At 46.9% G+C, this 16,619-nt stretch carries 12 protein-coding genes; 3 read left to right on the top strand and 9 right to left on the bottom strand.

The genetic code is table 11. From position 1 onward, the window contains the following. Window positions 1–116 precede the first annotated feature (116 nt). Window positions 117–1,472 (bottom strand): ABC1 kinase family protein, encoded by a 1,356-nt coding sequence (locus L4D06_RS05060; RefSeq protein WP_429738033.1) that lies wholly within the window; start codon window positions 1,470–1,472, stop codon window positions 117–119. A gap of 220 nt (window positions 1,473–1,692) precedes the next feature. Then, window positions 1,693–2,028 (bottom strand): zinc ribbon domain-containing protein YjdM, encoded by a 336-nt coding sequence (locus L4D06_RS05055; protein WP_017014763.1) that lies wholly within the window; start codon window positions 2,026–2,028, stop codon window positions 1,693–1,695. A 462-nt stretch (window positions 2,029–2,490) separates the two neighbouring features. On the opposite strand from L4D06_RS05055, the gene L4D06_RS05050 reads away from it, so the two are divergent. Then, window positions 2,491–4,125 carry a methyl-accepting chemotaxis protein gene (locus tag L4D06_RS05050; RefSeq protein ID WP_274164170.1) on the top strand — a complete coding sequence of 545 codons (1,635 nt, stop codon included), beginning with the start codon at window positions 2,491–2,493 and terminating at the stop codon, window positions 4,123–4,125. Between the two features lie 142 nt (window positions 4,126–4,267). Here L4D06_RS05050 and L4D06_RS05045 read toward each other — a convergent pair whose 3' ends face one another. Then, complete coding sequence (locus L4D06_RS05045; RefSeq protein WP_429738032.1) at window positions 4,268–5,443, bottom strand: patatin-like phospholipase family protein; 1,176 nt, start codon at window positions 5,441–5,443, stop codon at window positions 4,268–4,270. Between the two features lie 293 nt (window positions 5,444–5,736). Here L4D06_RS05045 and speB point away from each other — a divergent pair, with 293 nt between their 5' ends. After that, on the top strand, window positions 5,737–6,654 hold the full coding sequence (speB, locus tag L4D06_RS05040; RefSeq protein ID WP_274164172.1) for an agmatinase: 918 nt from the start codon (window positions 5,737–5,739) through the stop codon (window positions 6,652–6,654). 35 nt (window positions 6,655–6,689) lie between these two features. Here the strand turns inward: speB and L4D06_RS05035 are convergent, their stop codons facing one another. Further along, window positions 6,690–7,583: an alpha/beta fold hydrolase gene (locus L4D06_RS05035; protein ID WP_274164173.1), complete on the bottom strand. Its 894-nt coding sequence runs from the start codon at window positions 7,581–7,583 to the stop codon at window positions 6,690–6,692. 400 nt (window positions 7,584–7,983) lie between these two features. Here L4D06_RS05035 and L4D06_RS05030 point away from each other — a divergent pair, with 400 nt between their 5' ends. Further along, window positions 7,984–9,030, top strand: coding sequence for a LacI family DNA-binding transcriptional regulator (locus tag L4D06_RS05030; protein ID WP_429738031.1), 1,047 nt, complete (start codon window positions 7,984–7,986; stop codon window positions 9,028–9,030). A gap of 126 nt (window positions 9,031–9,156) precedes the next feature. On the opposite strand, the gene L4D06_RS05025 is transcribed toward L4D06_RS05030, so the two are convergent. From L4D06_RS05025 to L4D06_RS05005, 5 genes are all read right to left on the bottom strand, one after another. Beyond that, the gene (locus tag L4D06_RS05025) at window positions 9,157–12,612 is read right to left on the bottom strand and encodes a hypothetical protein (protein ID WP_429738030.1); all 3,456 of its coding nucleotides are present in this window, start codon (window positions 12,610–12,612) and stop codon (window positions 9,157–9,159) included. A 102-nt stretch (window positions 12,613–12,714) separates the two neighbouring features. Continuing rightward, window positions 12,715–13,683, bottom strand: a complete 969-nt coding sequence (locus tag L4D06_RS05020; protein ID WP_429738267.1) for an ABC transporter ATP-binding protein — start codon at window positions 13,681–13,683, stop codon at window positions 12,715–12,717. Between the two features lie 18 nt (window positions 13,684–13,701). Then, window positions 13,702–14,655, bottom strand: coding sequence for an ABC transporter ATP-binding protein (locus tag L4D06_RS05015; protein WP_274164176.1), 954 nt, complete (start codon window positions 14,653–14,655; stop codon window positions 13,702–13,704). Continuing rightward, window positions 14,655–15,626, bottom strand: a complete 972-nt coding sequence (locus tag L4D06_RS05010; RefSeq protein ID WP_429738029.1) for an ABC transporter permease — start codon at window positions 15,624–15,626, stop codon at window positions 14,655–14,657. Before L4D06_RS05010 ends, L4D06_RS05015 begins: the two co-directional genes overlap by 1 nt. 3 nt (window positions 15,627–15,629) lie before the next feature. Continuing rightward, window positions 15,630–16,610 carry an ABC transporter permease gene (locus tag L4D06_RS05005; RefSeq protein WP_429738028.1) on the bottom strand — a complete coding sequence of 327 codons (981 nt, stop codon included), beginning with the start codon at window positions 16,608–16,610 and terminating at the stop codon, window positions 15,630–15,632. Between the last annotated feature and the right edge of the window lie 9 nt (window positions 16,611–16,619).

The following is a 16,619-nucleotide window of genomic DNA, read 5'->3' as shown; positions in this document are numbered from 1 at the left end:
ATTAACTTGGATAAACGTTACTTCGCTTTTACTCCTCCCCACCCTCTTTTTCAAAAGAGGGTGACCAAAAGTTTGACCCTAAGCCTGTAATTTTAAGTCCTTGGTTGCTTTCGCACCTAACCTGCACGCTTGCACGTTGACGTTGCTTTCCATTTAAACGGTTCAAAGGCTTCTCGCAAATTCACCTTGGCGTTAAGTCGCGCTGCAAGCAAAAACAAACCGCCAATTTTTCTGTGTAGAAACAAGGCATCAGCTGGCGGGGTGTGCCAGTAACCTTGCTCCATACTCAATGCCATCCCTGCTGCATGAATTCGACTACCGAGATCAGTACTGCCAAAATCGTAGTCGCCGTCATATTGGATTGGCTCACACGCGGTCATCACCATGTTCACCACCGCGGCTTTTTGTTCTGGGAAGATATGGTCACTGAAAAATCCAATTTGGGCCATTGACTCTGATACACCGTCTTTGTCGTTGTTCAGGGCGCTGGTCAGCAGCTTTTGATAGCCCTCGCTGATATGATCGCTATACCGTCTTGTTGCGCCAAAATCGAGCAACACGATTTTCCCGCTCTCTTGTTGATACAAATAATTGGCAAAATTGGGGTCTGTCTGGACCAATTTAAATTGGAAAGCTTCTTTGAACAGAAGCTCAAACAGGTTCCTCACCAAATGGTTACGAGCCACTTGTGGTAAATCTTGCAAGTTCTCGATCGGATCTCCTTGCTCAAAGCTCATGGTCAAAATTGAGGAAGTAGTGAGTGATTTGAAAACTCTGGGCACGATGAACCGATTGTCATCGTTGAGTAGCTGATAAAACGCATCAGCCATTTCCGCTTCAAGCTCATAATTGGCTTCATCATGAAGCTGCTTTTTTGCTTCATCTAGCAAGCTTTTGTAATCAACTTCTTTTGGTACTAAGCCAGTCAAACGTAGCAGAGTGACAACATTGTCTACATCACTACTGATGCTTTTTTTGATACCGGGATATTGCACTTTAATCGCCAACTCAGAAGCATCATCACCGTAAGCAAAATGGACTTGTCCGATAGACGCAGCGGCAATAGGTTTAAACTTGAATGAAATAAAGTGCTGTTGCCAGGTTTTTCCCCACTCAGTTTCCAACACAGAAGCCAACTGTTTTGCAGGCATTGGAGCGGCGTCAGATCTTAGCTTGGCAAGTATATCCGTAAGCTCTTTGGGTAGCGCATCTCCAGCGTCCATACTCAGCAGTTGGCCGACTTTCATGGCTGCCCCGCGAAGTTGCGCGAGTTGATCAGTAATGCTGCCGATGTTCTTAGGCGTGAGCAGAAGATCTTTTGCTGAAGGGCGTTTTCCCGATAAGAGTTGCTTGGCACCTTCAGTAGCCATGTTAGTGGCGACTTTGGTGACAACCGAACCAAACATGCCAACACGGCTAAGTCTATTGCTCGGGATTTTCTTACCGTCTTTTCCATTATCGTACGCGGCCACAATGCCTCCAGCGAGTGTGATTTACATTTCAGTACGAGTCTCGATAAGAATCGTTCACTCTTGACGATATTCAGCAGCGCTAAAAAAGGCAAGTCGCTAATGTGAATCAGAGGTCAATGAACACTGGCAAAACATCTCTCAGTGCAAACACGCAGGTACAAAAAAGCCGCGCCTTGAATTCACTTCAAGGCGCGGCTTTATCAGTTAATTTAAGTGTTGATTACACTTTTTTCACGAACTCAGATTTCAGCTTCATTGCGCCAACACCGTCGATTTTACAATCGATGTCGTGGTCACCGTCTACCAGACGGATGTTTTTAACTTTAGTACCCACTTTAACCACAAGTGAAGAACCTTTCACTTTCAGGTCTTTGATGACTGTGACTGTGTCACCATCTTGCAGGACGTTACCGTTAGAATCTTTGATGATTTTAACGTCGTCAGCATCAGCAGATGCATCTTGTGACCACTCATGACCACACTCAGGGCATACATATAGTGCGCCATCTTCGTAAGTGTATTCAGAGTTGCACTGTGGGCAATTTGGTAGAGACATTGATGATTACCTCGGTTCACATGGGTAAAGAGGGCGGTAGTCTAAACCAATCGGTCAAGGACGGGTAGCGCCAAACATGATAAGCACCCACTTTTTATGGGATTATACTTTCAGCCACCTAACTTGGTTACCAAGCCGATTTCTAAACGCTACATTTCATCGATACTCTTCAACACCACACCAACAAAAGTGACTTATCAAACCGCCTTAGTTCACATTTCTTAAATGACATAATTTGCAATAAAAAATTCACCAGACAAATCAATGATGACCTTATCAGCCTGAAGCCCTTTAGGTACCTGAGTGTCCATTAATTCAAACATTTATTCGTCTGCTCATTGCTACAAACTCCTACTCAAACACTCCGATGAATCCCCTGCAAGACGATGCGTGAGTGCTACATTCAATACAGATAATTTCTATTTTATTTAGTGAGTTAACTATCACTTAAGGACGACGATTATGAATGCCCTGTCGATTAGGCAACGGTTATCGCTCATCATTGCCATTGCTGTGCTGTCTTTGGTTTCAGTCACCACCATCTCTCTTGTTCTGAAAAAGGACAACATGATGGATGAACGCAAGAACCAAATCCAAGTGTTAGTCCAAACCGCACAAAGTTTGGTACAACGTTATTATCAACAAGCGCAAAATGGCGACATCTCGATGGAGCAAGCCAAACAACAGTCCATCAATGCGCTCGATGCCATGCGTTATGGTGAAAATGGCTACTTCATGATTTACAACATGAACTCAGACATGGTCCACCACCCTATCGCGGCGAACCTGATCGGTAAGAATCTGGTGGATTTAAAAGACACCAATGGCGTATATATCATTCGTGACCAAGTTCGAATGGCAGCGAATGGCGGCGGCTTCGTCACTTACCATTGGAAGAAAACAGGCCAAGACGACACACCTTACCCAAAAGTGGCTTACTCACTGCCTTTCTCTCCTTGGGGTTGGGTACTAAATACTGGACTATATGTGGATGATGTCGATGCGGTGTTCTACCAGGACGTACAACGACTACTACTTCTCGTAGGCGCGATAGCCTTAGTCTTGATGGCGATTTCAATCACCATTACAAAAAGCATCACTACACCAATGAGTCGCCTACAAAGCTTGCTACAAGATGCTGAACGAAATCTCGACCTCACTGTACGTTTCCGCCCTCAAGGTAAGAATGAAATTGCAGATCTTGGTCGCGCATTTAATAACTTAATGAGCGCCTTTGAAGAGACGTTAACCAGCATTGCATCTGGGGCAAATCATCTGAACAACGAAGTATCCAAATTAGAGAACCTATCTGACCACATTGTTGGCGCGTCTACACGTCAATCAGAAGACACGGGCAGTATTGCCGCCTTGGTTGAAGAATTTGCAGCCAGTATCAACACCATTTCCCATGATGCTGACACGATGAAATCACTGTCCAATGAGAGTGGCATACAAGCGCAAGCAGGCGCCACCAGCATGCAGCGTACTATTGCCAACATGGATCAAATGTCAGAAAAATCCCAGCGCTCAAGCACGGCTGTTTCTGAGCTTGATCAACACTCCAAAGAAATTGAAGGCATCATCAGTGTCATCAATGACGTGGCAGAGCAAACCAATTTACTTGCGCTAAACGCCGCCATTGAAGCCGCGCGTGCAGGCGACCAAGGCCGCGGCTTCGCGGTGGTTGCTGATGAAGTACGAAACCTCGCTGTACGAACATCTGATTCGACCAAGCAGATTGCGTCAACCATTCAAGAATTACGATCCGGTATCGAAACCACGGTCAGCCACATCGAAGATAGTGTACTTGTAGTGAGTGACAACATGTCACAAACCCATTCGGCGGAACAAACCGTCCGTGAAATGCACCAGAAATCACAAGATCTCATCAATATTATTGAAGAGGTCTCTCGATCTCTCCACGAGCAATCACAAGCGAACCAAGAACTCGCACACCGTATTCAAGATATTGCCGACATGGCCAATAACAATCACCAATCCGCTGCCGATGTGCAAGGTTCGGCGCGTGAAGTGAATGGTCTTGTTAGTCAATTCCAACGCTCTGTAGGACGCTTTAAGCTGTCAAAGGCGATATAGCAAAGATTCTCCACATCATCGCGATTGATCCCCGCGATATACCACTGCCCTGTGAGAGAAAGTGAAAAGCCCCATGATTGGGGCTTTTTGCGTTATTCACCAGCCTATTTTTTGGCTGCCAACAGACTGATCAGTTCACTCATTAAGAGGCTTCATCTAACGCTTTAACTTGTGACTTGTTCTGTGGCTTGGTTTGTAGCTTGGTTTGTGGCGTTTTCTCCAACCAACTTCCATCACGATGACGACGGTAAAAATGCGCAGGCAATCCTTCGTTGTCTTGTGTCCAGGGCGATTCTTCAATAGCTTGTTTCATGTCAGCGTAGCCACTTTCACGACGCAAACGGATCGAACGACGAGAGAACTCTGCATCACTGAGCGGGATATGGCCCTGAAGCGGGTCAAACGTGATATGCACAATATCAATCTTCTTGCCTCCACTAAGCGATGTTTTGTCGGGCACTTGTTGGCTGGCAATGATCTCAGGCGATGTTGCCAGAATTTGGTCAAGATTACGTTTAGCCACCAAGGCTTCAATATGCTCACATGATCGGCTGGCATACTGAATTTCCTTTTCTCGCCAAAGCACTTCGCTCATGGTTTGTGGTAGCTCACCGTTGGCATTCCACAAATCCACCATGAAGATCAACAATTCTTCGTCATCAGCAAGATCCAAAATGCCGTTTAGCGGCGTGTTCGACACCACACCACCGTCCCAGTAATGGTCTTCACCGATCTTCGTTGCTGGAAAGCCTGGTGGCAAAGAACCGCTTGCCACAGCGTGTGCGGGCTCAATCGTATCTGTCTTACTATCAAAAAAGACCAGTTCGCCGTCAGTAACTCGTGTGGCTCCAACAGTTAACCGCGCTGCGCCTTTACTGATCATGTCAAAATCAGCGAGATCACTTAATGTCGAAAACAGCGGCGTTGTATCATAAAAGCTTGTTGCCCCTTCGCCCGCTGGCGCCAACCATGGGTTTACTGGGCGGGGGGTAAAGAAATCAGGCTGACCAAACATCAGCGCTTGTTGCGCACTTGCACTATTAAATGCTTGCGCAAAAAAAGGAGGGATATCGATATCCGTCCCTGGTCGAGAAATCCGCTCCCAAAATGCTTCAAGTTGTCCTAGTCGTTTTTCTGGCGTATTCCCAGCGAGGATCGCCGCATTCAACGCGCCAATTGAAATGCCAGCGAACCAATCAGGCGTGTATCCCGCCTCAGTTAACGCCTGATAAGCTCCAATGTGATAAGCCCCTAACGCCCCTCCTCCTTGTAACACCAAACATACCGTTGGTTTTTTCTTTTTTCGTGTCGTCGCCATACTGTGTCCTTAGTCTATAAAGGGAAATGATGTGTATATAAATCAGCAGTTAGCTGTCTTTATAGACCAATAAATCAGACATCATGGTTAAGATTTCCGTTCACCAGACAACAAGTTAGCCAGTCTCACACTTTGGGGCTTTACCTTTCAAAGCTTGCACCCATTTGTCCGCTGCCGCAGAAAATAGACAAAGCATTTTTTTCATCCTGCTACTTTGAAAAAAGAAGGCTATCGATTCAGTGACTAGCGCTGTTTACCCATTCACCGAGGCTTAAACATTTTATGAGGTAGTTATGGAAAACGTATTTGAAAGAAAAGACGATTCGCTATATTCCAATGCCTACTCGTTTCTTCGTCTTCCCATGGTGAAAGACCCTACCGCGACCGAAGCCGATATCGTGGTACTGGGTATGCCGTATGACATGGCGACAACTGGCCGATCAGGGGCGCGATTAGGACCTGATGCGATACGACGTGCATCGGTAAATTTGGCGTGGGAAGCCTTTCGTTACCCTTGGCCATTTGATCTAAGAGATCGCTGCAATATCGTCGATGCGGGTGATCTGGTGTTTAGTTGCGGAGACAGTGAAGACTTCGTAAAAATGGCTGCGTCTGCAGCGGGTCAAATTTTAGCATCAGACAAAGCTTTGCTCACACTGGGCGGTGATCACTTTGTCACATTGCCACTACTTCGCGCCCATCATGCGAAATTTGGACAGATGGCACTGATTCATTTTGATGCGCACACGGACACTTATAGCCAAGGCAGTCGTTACGATCACGGCACCATGTTCTATCACGCCCCCAAAGAAGGGCTGATTGACCCATCGTCGTCAGTTCAAATTGGTATTCGCACCGACTATGACCGAGACAACCATGAGTTCAATGTGATTTGTGCAGAATCTGCCAACGACATGACACCAGACGATATCGCGAACCATATAAAAGCGTTGGTCGGAACGTTGCCCGTGTATTTAACTTTTGATATCGACTGCTTAGACCCCGCCTTCGCACCCGGGACTGGCACACCCGTCATTGGCGGCATTACGTCAGACAAAGCACTACGTATATTGCGTTCACTGCGCGGGATCAACCTAGTGGGGATGGATGTCGTGGAAGTCAGTCCTTCCTTCGACAATTCAGACATCACAGCGTTAGCTGGGGCGACCATTGCCACAGAACTCTTGCACCTTTGGGCATCCAAGCCATAAAGGGGCGTCAACGCCTTAACTGTCGCTTCGTGAAATTAACTCGCGTCCCTATTTGGCTCGATGACCCTGTTATCAATCAACGAATGATTCTCGATAAAGTGGACAACATCTTTTCGATACGACGGGTAGAAGAGATTGGGAGCATGACCACAGCCCAAATAGTAATTGACGGCCATATGTGGTTGGACTTCGCGCATGCGCTTAACAATGTCTTTGGTGAGCACGTCCGAATGTAAACCGTGCATGAGCATCGTCGGTTGCGCTAACTTTGCAAATTGTCGCCACAAGTTCAAAACAGGCGCATTGGCGTCGTAGCCTGCAAGAATTTGAGGGTCATAGTGTGTGGTATAACCGCCCCCATCTAGGCGTCTGATGGAGGCCGAAATCATTAACTGCCACTCTTGAGATGTGTGGGGTCCGAACGGTTGATAGAGCGTCTGTAGATATTGGTTAATCTCGCTATAGCGCTGAAAGACCATGGATTCCTTCACATAGCTAACAATGCGCTTAAGTGCATCGGTGGGGACTTCCGGGCCAATATCATTGAGAACCAGCGATCCTATTCGCTCACACTCATCATCGCTTGCAGCCAGCAGCATACCAATCAAACCACCCATGCTAGTGCCTACCCAGTGCACGCGCTCACAGCGATAGAAATCCATGATCGCCGTCGCCATTTCAAGGTAGTTGGCATAACTGTATTCACACTTAGGAGACTCTGCCCATTGAGATAGCCCTCGCCCCAAAGTATCCGGAGCGATAACGCGATATCCCTTAGCGGCAAGCTCATCACCAATTGCGACGAAATCAATGCTATTGCGCGCCAACCCATGCCAACAGATCACCGTTTCCCCGCCTTCAGGGTTCCATGTTCTCACATGGATCTCTTTCCCATTAATGATTGGATACTGTTGCAACATTTCGGACATACTCATCACTCCCCATGAATCTTAAATTATTTGACCTAATTCACAATTTCTCAACATCAAATGAAAAATAAATTATTTTCCTCTCAGAATGTCCTCTAACGATGACACTTAATAAAGACGTCAGTATCAAAAATGTAAACACCCTCATTTAAGTCAGGTGCAAGCGCTTTCAAACTAGAAATCAGTCGTCATTCATGTCAAAAGTATCGGTTGCATGCTTAAAGACGCGGTAATTCAAACGGGCGAGGATGCTTTTTCTGAGGCAATGCCTTAGATAACAATTCAATTTCAAACGTCACGGAAGGTGAAAATTCTTTGTTTGGCGGTTGAATAGCAGTTTAGGGTAAGTCTCACACCACTAGCAAATTGAGACGCATAAGGTACGAAAAGGAACATACTTTTGATCACCATAAAAGAGGTGGCTGAGCTCGCAAACGTTTCTCAGTCAACCGTGTCACGAGCACTCAATGGCCATGCATCCGTCAAGGAGAAAAACCGCGTTAAGGTTTTTGAAGCCATTGAAACGCTGGGTTATCAGCCCAATGCATTCGCCCAAGCGCTTGCATCCAATCGTTCACATAGCATTGGGATGCTTGTCGGCACATTCGATGGCCCCTATTTCGGCCCTTTGATGCACCATGTAGAGAAAGTGGTACGAAAGCAAAACTACCATTTGATCATTACTAGTGGTCATGAGCAATATGATGAAGAACAAGAGTCTATTCATTTTCTCAACGCGAAAAAAATAGACGGTTTGGTATTAACCTCAGACATGCTGAGTGATGCTGACATCTTAAAAATCGTCGATAAAACCCCCGCCACCATGCTGATGAACCGCTACATTCCAGAGATTTCAGATCAATGCATCTGCATGGATAACGAATGGGGTGGCTACATTGCCACAGAGTATTTAATCAAGAATGGTCACCGCCGCATTGGTTGTATTACGGGCCAGTTGAGTAAAATTGATAGCCGAGAACGCCTTCAAGGTTATCGCAATGCATTGACGAAATATGGCATCACATATGATCAAAACTTGGTAATTGAAGGTCGCTTTGATCATGACGGCAATGACACGGCTATTCGTCGTTTGATGGACAGAGGTGATGACATTACTGCCATCTTCTGTCTCAATGACAGCATCGCCCTTGCCGCTTATGGTGTATGCCATGATCGCGGACTCCAAGTTGGCAAAGACATCTCCATTGTCGGGTTTGATAACCACGCCTACAGCCAATACATGACACCGAGTCTTTCAACCATCAACTTCCCTTTGGAAGAAATGGCTTGCGAAGCAGCAAAGGGCGTACTCAACATCCTTAATAACAAACCGCTCACAAATGTGACTAAGCGATTGTTTCCTACGTTGATGGAGCGCGGTTCAGTCAATAACATCAACACTGAGCACAATGAATCCGTCGATGCGTTACGTCAGGCAAGCTCATAAGCCACTGTCGTAAACAGGACACCGAGTGATTCCGGTTGACCCTTGTTCAATGCATTTCCACACAAGACAAATATAAAAAAACAGCCGCATTTGCGGCTGTTTTTATTTGTAGAAACATCACGCAGTTTAACTCGCGTAGAGTACGCTTTCAGGCACATCAACCGACACACTTTCCACGTCGCCAGTACGCGTAAATATGTGTTTGCAGATGGCCGCAGAAAGGGTTGTACCATCCAATGCGATGACTTCGCCTGACTTCATTTTGACAACGATTTGCATTTGCTGCTTGTCGCTCAAGCGGTACAAGAAAGGCACCTGACAATAGGTAAACGCAAGTTCACCCGCATTCAATAGCACCTCTGCTAATGTGCCATCGGGACGAACAAAATCGAATGTTGCAGGCTTCACACTGAACTCATTTTTCTTCAGCAGTGATGGCGCAATGCGAATCGCCCCTTGTTCAACAAGCACACCCAACTCACCAAAGCGCGTGATGATTTCTTCTTTCACTTGCCCTGTCATACCTGGCTGTTGAGCACCGGCATGTTTCGGCGTGTGCGAATATGGGTCTGCAGGGAACGCACCATATTCGCTTGGTGTTTTGTTGAAGCTAATGCCTTCACGTACACGATAATAATGCGCAGCCAATGCTTTGGTTTCATCACTGTCAGGCTTGTCGTTGAAACTCGTGAAGTACACCTCTTGCACAGCAAGCAATAGTTTAGACACCATATGCCAGTAGATACATCCAAGACCTTCATAGCCGAACATGGTTCCAGAGCGACCCGTGAACTCCTTGTGATTGAACACCGTTTCGTAAAGCGCTAGCACATCATCGAATTTTGCATCCACGATGTGCGCATATTCTCCACGCACCTCACCAAGCGCTTCTTTCAACGAACCTGCATTTTCAAAATCTGCTCGGAAATGGAATCCGCCATTCTGATCACATTTGATAATGCGCTTATCGCCTTTCGCATGCATTTCGGACAAAAGCTCGTGCTCTCTCACGGCACCTGAAGAAATGCAATTACGGCTCATAAAGGCTGGCAATTCACGATCTGGATACAACATGAATGACTTCTGATCTGCGCGATACATGTCACTGCTAAACAAGTGATCAAGCAGAGAAACTGCCTGAGCACTGCTTAATGCACCAGAACTCAATGYCGCCACTTGGCCTTCTAGCATCGGATACAGAGGCAATGATTCAACGGACTCATTGCTGTATTGAACAACGTTATACGCGTTGAACAAACCGTCTTCACGCACATTGGCCAACGTACTGCTATGCAGAAGATCTAGGCTCGTTGATAGCAATGCTGAGATTTCAGATAGGTCGACATGCTCTTTACCTGAGAAACCATTTTGATGGTAAACCTGATGACGATAGCGACTTGCAGCCTCAACCAGCTCAGTAAGCAATTTGTGCTTGGTTTGACGTGTTACCGCTTTTTTCTTCACATCACGCAACGCAGTGTTCAGAATATCCGTGGTTTCCTTTAGCCAAGTTGCGACTTCCGAAGACAAGCGGATTTTCTCAGGTGCATCCTCAAACACTCCCTGCAGAAACTCAACGTAGCGACGCATGTAGTACAACGTCACCATCGACAAACCATTACCAACAATGGCATTGTTCGCATCGTTCCACTCTGGGCGCTGTGTATTCAGCCATACCCCACCATCAACAACCCAATTGCTCAGTTTTGATAATAGCGGCACCAAAAGCTTTTCTGACAAGTTAACCAAATACACTTCACGGTCTGAGTCTAACAACAGCTTGCCATCGCTACCGATCATGGAGGTGAGCTTTTCTGTTTTCGCTTGAAGCTCAGTATCAAACGACACGGTGTCTTTGGGTGTTTCAAACAACGTGCGCGTATCGCCAATCACGTACGGCACATTGGCGTAGCTATAGATTTCACGCGTTAAGTTCGCAGAGAGCTGTGAAGGCTCGAAGCGCTCCGACCATTCTAGGAACTTCTGCAAATAGATGATTTGATGATCACCCCAATAACCAATGTTGCTCCATGGGTCATCCGGCTCAAGGACTTCCCAATCGATTCCATCTTTGGTGATGCGATAAGGGTTATAGCCATCAACCGTCGAGGCACTCACAAATTTAGCAATGAAAGAACGTAGGTAACCCGGGTAGCTGAGGGCCAACGCCTCCCAGTTCTGGAAAATGTCTCGCCAATTGCCTTGGTAAGCCAACAATGGGTTACCTTCTTTGTCCTTCACCTTAATGTCGTAATGGTTCCACGGACGACTTGGGTCGCCGTGACGACGTCCAAAGGTCAATGGCAAGTATTCGTAGCACAAACGTACCAATTGAATATCATCAGCTTGTTCAGCTAGCTTGATCAGTTCACTCTGCGTGAAACGCTCAGGCAGCGAGTTGTAGAACGCTTTATTACGCTGGTAAACATATTGATTCGTTTGTAAGGCGGTATTCACCACGTCTTCTTTACGCAGTGTATAACCTTGCTCAAATACACCACCACGCATGGCATTGAACAATACGTTGGCATAATGGTGGTTGCTGGTTGCTTCATCAGCCGAGAACTGCCAGCCATCAACCGCACTGATTAACTCGACGAGTTCTTTGCTATTTGCTGCAATATCTTGTTCAACGTGATCCAGCAATGCCGCTTTGTCATTAAGTTGCTCACGCAGCGCCACGATGTCTGCGTGATCTTTACCGGTGTCCAGCACCAATAGCCATTGGTTGGACTCGCCGCCTCGAAGTGTCACTACCTTATGAATAAAGTAAGAACCACGCACACCGCGGGTAAGCGTTTCATCGTCGAGCAGGTCACCACGTTTAAATGCAGGAAGCTGCTGGCTTGAAAGCAGAATTTCAGTCTTATCGTCATCAATGCTGTACACAGTATTAGTCAGCAAGGCTTCTGCAGGGTCTGCACGGTCACTCAGTTTGGCGTACATGCTGTAGAGCGCCAAAGGTGAACCCTGCTCTCGTTCATTCCATTTATACGCATCAACCAATGCACTACGTGTTTGTAACGCAGCCATTGGCGCGCTGTTTGGCAACACGTTTTGCACACCGTCGAGTATTTCGACAATACGCGTTTCACCGGAGAAGTCGGTTAACTCACTGCGACGAACAAACCCAACACTGTTACCACTTTCCCAGCTGTACTGAAAAGTTAAGCGCAGGCTTTGGTTAATTTCTTCGAAAATAACTTTGTCACCCGTGATGCTCTTATAGAGGTTGCGGATAACTGAAAACTTTCCATCGTGTTGCGGATTGAACGGTTCCCATGTCACTACGTCACCGCCGTCATCTTCTAGGCGGATGAACGTTTTAGGGCCGGTATTATCCGCACTCTCATGAATTAAATCGACCGAACGATACGGGAAAATCGCATTTTCTGGATTTCCACGCCCGGCGGACAGACTGCCTGTTGAGGATGCAAACAACCAATGATCATTGGCCGACACTACGCTCATAAAAAACGCAGGCATGTGATCAACATTCTCGATGCGATAGAAGCGCTCACCCTTACTATCCACGAATTGCCCTTTCACGGGCGCAGTTGTCAACTTAAAACACTTGTCCATATTTCTTGGTTCCTACAAAAAGAAAGCGCTTTCTTTTCTAGTTAAATAATATCCCGATGCAGACGCCAATCTCCCATCGGGACATTTCTAGTATAAAGCGATTTAGAGGTGGTGACACCTAACATAATGCCCAGGACGAACAACCGTCGCCTCTGGAATAGATTGCGTACACGCTTCAGTTGCAATTGGGCAACGTGAAGCAAACGGGCATCCGACACTGCTAGGTTTCCATAGCGGAATATCACCTTTTTTAACCGACAAATCGCGACGTCCTGCTTTTCCTACTTCCGGCACTGCAGATAACAGTAACTTAGAGTAAGGATGTTGCGGGTTTTGAGTCACGCTGTCACTTTCACCCCATTCCACCATATGACCCACATACATAACTGCGGTCTTCTCGGCAAAATAGCGCGCTGTTGCAATATCGTGTGTGATATACATGAAGGCGATCCCATGTTTCTCTTTGAGATCTGCCATCAAATTTAAAATGCCAAGACGTACTGATACGTCTAGCATGGAAATCGGTTCATCTGCCAAGATCACTTTAGGATCAACAGCAATAGCTCGCGCAATGGCAACACGTTGGCGCTGCCCTCCACTGAGTTCATGCGGGAATTTCTGCGCGGTTTCAACGGCTGGCGACAAGCCCACAAGCTCCAACAAGGCATACACTTTCTCAGCAAGGTTCTGCTTATTCGCACGCTTATGGATAAGCAATGGGCGTGCGATATGATGATAAATATTGTGTACCGGATTCAGCGAACTGAATGGGTCTTGGAATATCATTTGTACCTGTCGGGCGTATTCCAATTCGCCATACTCGGACACATAGTCAGTGAGAGACTGACCTTTAAAGGTAATGCTGCCGCCCGTTTCTTTGTAAATACGACTGAGAATGCGCGCACCCGTACTTTTGCCTGACCCCGACTCACCCACAATCGCGAGGGCTTCGCCTTTGTTAAGGTCAAACGACACATCGTTCACAGCCCGCATCAAATTAGACTTTGAATGCCCAATGCGAAAATCCATCACTAGGTTTTTGATAGAGAGAATTGGCTCGTTAGTATCCATCATTATTCTCAAGCCTCCCTATACCAAATGACACGAAACATGATGCTCAGGAGCAATCGTTTTTAGCACGGGTTCATGTTCAGTACATGGTTCAAAGCAATGGCTACAGCGTGCTTGAAAATTGCAGCCTTGTGGGATTTGAAGCAGATTCACAGGATTTCCAGGAATGCCATAAAGGCGCTCTTTCGGTCCATGAATGGTTGGGAACGATGAAATCAGCCCTTGTGTATAGGGATGCTGTGGCTCACTAAATACGGTTTTAGCTTCACCCAGTTCAATCATGTTTCCTGCGTACATCACGCCGATGCGGTCAGCAATTTCGCCCATCAAACTCAAATCATGGCTGATGAACAGAATAGAAAAGCCAAATTTGGCTTTAAGATCGTAAAGCTCATTCAAGATCTCTCGCTCAACCACCACATCCAAGGCTGTTGTTGGTTCATCCATAATGATGAGCTTCGGTTCTAGCGCGAGTGCAACAGCAATAACCACGCGTTGGCGCATCCCACCACTCAATTGATGCGGAAATGCTGACAAGCGATCAGGGTGAATACCCACGGTTTGCAGCAATTCAGCCGCTTTTTCATACGCTTGCTTTGGAGTTACTTTCTTATGGGCCAGCATCACATCAGTCAGTTGCTCACCAATGGTAATAACGGGATTGAGCGAATTCATAGCACTTTGAAACACCACAGACACTTCGTTCCAGCGGAACTCACGCAGTGCTTTATCGTTCATTTTCAGTACGTCTTGACCTTTGTAGAGGATTTCCCCTTCAGAGATCAACGCGGGGGCTTTATGTAGGCGCGAAATTGCAAAGGCGAGCGTGCTTTTTCCGCACCCTGACTCACCTGCAATACCCAGAGTTTCCCCTTCAGCAATCGATATGCTGACATTGTTAACCGCTCTCGCGATGCCATTTGGCGACACGTAGTCAACACAGAGGTTGTTGATTTCAAGTAATTTTGACATTACAAACCCCTCTTCTTGTCAGCGATTTTTTTCAATTTATGCCACAACTTCATATGAGGACCCGTTTTCAACTTCGGATTGCTCACTTGGTCTATCGACATATTGATTAACGCTAGTCCACCACCCGTGATAGCGAGTGCCAACGCTGGCACCATCATTTCCCACCACGCGCCGGTGTAAAGCGCCGAGGACGTCTGCGCCCAATAGAGCATGGAACCCCAGCTCACTTCGGTTGCGTCGCCCAAGCCTAAAATACCCAACCCTGCCTCGGAGCCCATCGCATAAATGACAGCACCCAAGAAGCCGCCAAACACAATGGAGACAAGGTTAGGCAAAATCTCGACCATAATGATTCGGAACTTAGACTCACCCATTACCTCTGCGGCAAGGATGAATTCTTTGTTGCGTATCGCCATGGTTTGCGCACGGATAACACGCGCCCCCCACGGCCAGGAGGTCAACCCTAGTAAAATCGTTATCACCACAGACCCCACCTGCCCCAAAAAGGCAGCGAGCACAATGAGCAAGGGGAGCTGCGGAAAAACCAAAAACACATTGGTTAGAAAATTCAATCTCTCATCAATCTTGCCGCCGAAGTACCCCGCAGATACGCCCACAGCAACAGCGATACTCATCGCAATCAGGCCCGCAAACAAAGACACGGTGAGCGTTTTTCGTGCGCCATGTAATACTTGGCTATATACATCACGTCCACTGCGTGTTGTTCCCATCACGTATTTGGCGCTGGGTTCTTGGTGCGGCCTCGCAACACGTTTTTCTGGTGAATACGGGGCTAGCACATTGGCAAATATCGCCCCAATCAACACCATAGAGAGCAACAGCGTTCCAATGATCGCTGGCGGATTGCCGTAGAAAAACGCATAGATAGAACCGAAAATACGCTTCAACTTTTGTAGGCCGTTATTCGGAGTTTTCGCTTGGTTTTGACCGACGTCGACTGTTTTATCCATCACTTAACCCTCACTCGCAATGCGTGGATCAAGCCAGACATACAACAAGTCAGCGACGAAATTCGCCAACAATACAGCGGTCACCAAAATCAACAGAATGGCCTGGATCAGCGGGTAATCTCGCGCCACAATGCCTTTTAAAAGAATATTACCAAGCCCTTGATAGTTGAAAACCACTTCCGTCATGATTGAGCCGGCGAAGGAAAAACCAATCGCCATAGCAATTGCCGTAGCAACAGGCAAGATTGCATTGCGACCCGCATAGCGGCTCATGACACGATAACTGCTCAACCCTTTGGCTTCGGCCATGGTCACGTAGTCTTCGCCTAAGACATTGATCATGGCGTTACGCATGTTGAACACCCAAGATGCAATACCCACCAGCACCATTGAGCCAACCGGTAAAATGGCATGTTCAAGTACGCTACCAATGAACTCGAATGTGAAACCCGGATCCAATGAAGGGTCGTAGGTATACGCGAGTGGCAACATGTCTAACTTCAGGCCAAAAATGTAGAACAAGAACAGAGCCGTCACGACATATGGGAAGTTACTGATAAACGCCAATACAGGTGGAACAACTTGACCAAACAATCCGGTTCGACGGTAAGACGCATACGTGCCGATACTTACGCCAATGATCAGAGACACAATCAACGAGCCCAGCGCTAGAAACAGTGTCCACGGCAATGCATTGGCTATCACATCAGACACATTGACAGGAAACATCAGTACAGATGGCCCAAGGTCGAGCGTGAACACACTTTTAATGTATGCCAGATATTGCTCGAAAATATTGCCATCGAGAAAGCCATACATTTCACGAACGGCGTCCATTTGAGCGGGATCCATCCTTCCTTGCGATGCCGCAAATAAGGCTTCAACCGGATCACCCGGCATCATACGTGGCAACATAAAGTTGAACGTAATCGCGATCAAAAAGGCGGAAAAATAAAACATAAACCGCCGCAACAGGAATGGCATCGTCGTGCT

The sequence above is a fragment of the Enterovibrio makurazakiensis genome, from assembly GCF_050336585.1.
Taxonomy (GTDB): Bacteria; Pseudomonadota; Gammaproteobacteria; order Enterobacterales; family Vibrionaceae; genus Enterovibrio; species Enterovibrio gelatinilyticus.
The sequence above is the reverse complement of the archived record's forward strand: the minus strand, read 5'-3'. Positions and strand labels throughout refer to the sequence as shown.

Excerpts from the sequence above, each read along its gene's own strand:
- L4D06_RS05055 (WP_017014763.1), bottom strand. The coding sequence starts at position 2,028 with ATGTCTCTACCAAATTGCCCACAGTGCAACTCTGAATACACTTACGAA.
- L4D06_RS05050 (WP_274164170.1), top strand. The coding sequence starts at position 2,491 with ATGAATGCCCTGTCGATTAGGCAACGGTTATCGCTCATCATTGCCATT.
- L4D06_RS05045 (WP_429738032.1), bottom strand. The coding sequence starts at position 5,443 with ATGGCGACGACACGAAAAAAGAAAAAACCAACGGTATGTTTGGTGTTA.
- speB (WP_274164172.1), top strand. The coding sequence starts at position 5,737 with ATGGAAAACGTATTTGAAAGAAAAGACGATTCGCTATATTCCAATGCC.
- L4D06_RS05035 (WP_274164173.1), bottom strand. The coding sequence starts at position 7,583 with ATGTCCGAAATGTTGCAACAGTATCCAATCATTAATGGGAAAGAGATC.
- L4D06_RS05020 (WP_429738267.1), bottom strand. The coding sequence starts at position 13,683 with ATGGATACTAACGAGCCAATTCTCTCTATCAAAAACCTAGTGATGGAT.
- L4D06_RS05015 (WP_274164176.1), bottom strand. The coding sequence starts at position 14,655 with ATGTCAAAATTACTTGAAATCAACAACCTCTGTGTTGACTACGTGTCG.
- L4D06_RS05010 (WP_429738029.1), bottom strand. The coding sequence starts at position 15,626 with ATGGATAAAACAGTCGACGTCGGTCAAAACCAAGCGAAAACTCCGAAT.
- L4D06_RS05005 (WP_429738028.1), bottom strand. The coding sequence starts at position 16,610 with ATGCCATTCCTGTTGCGGCGGTTTATGTTTTATTTTTCCGCCTTTTTG.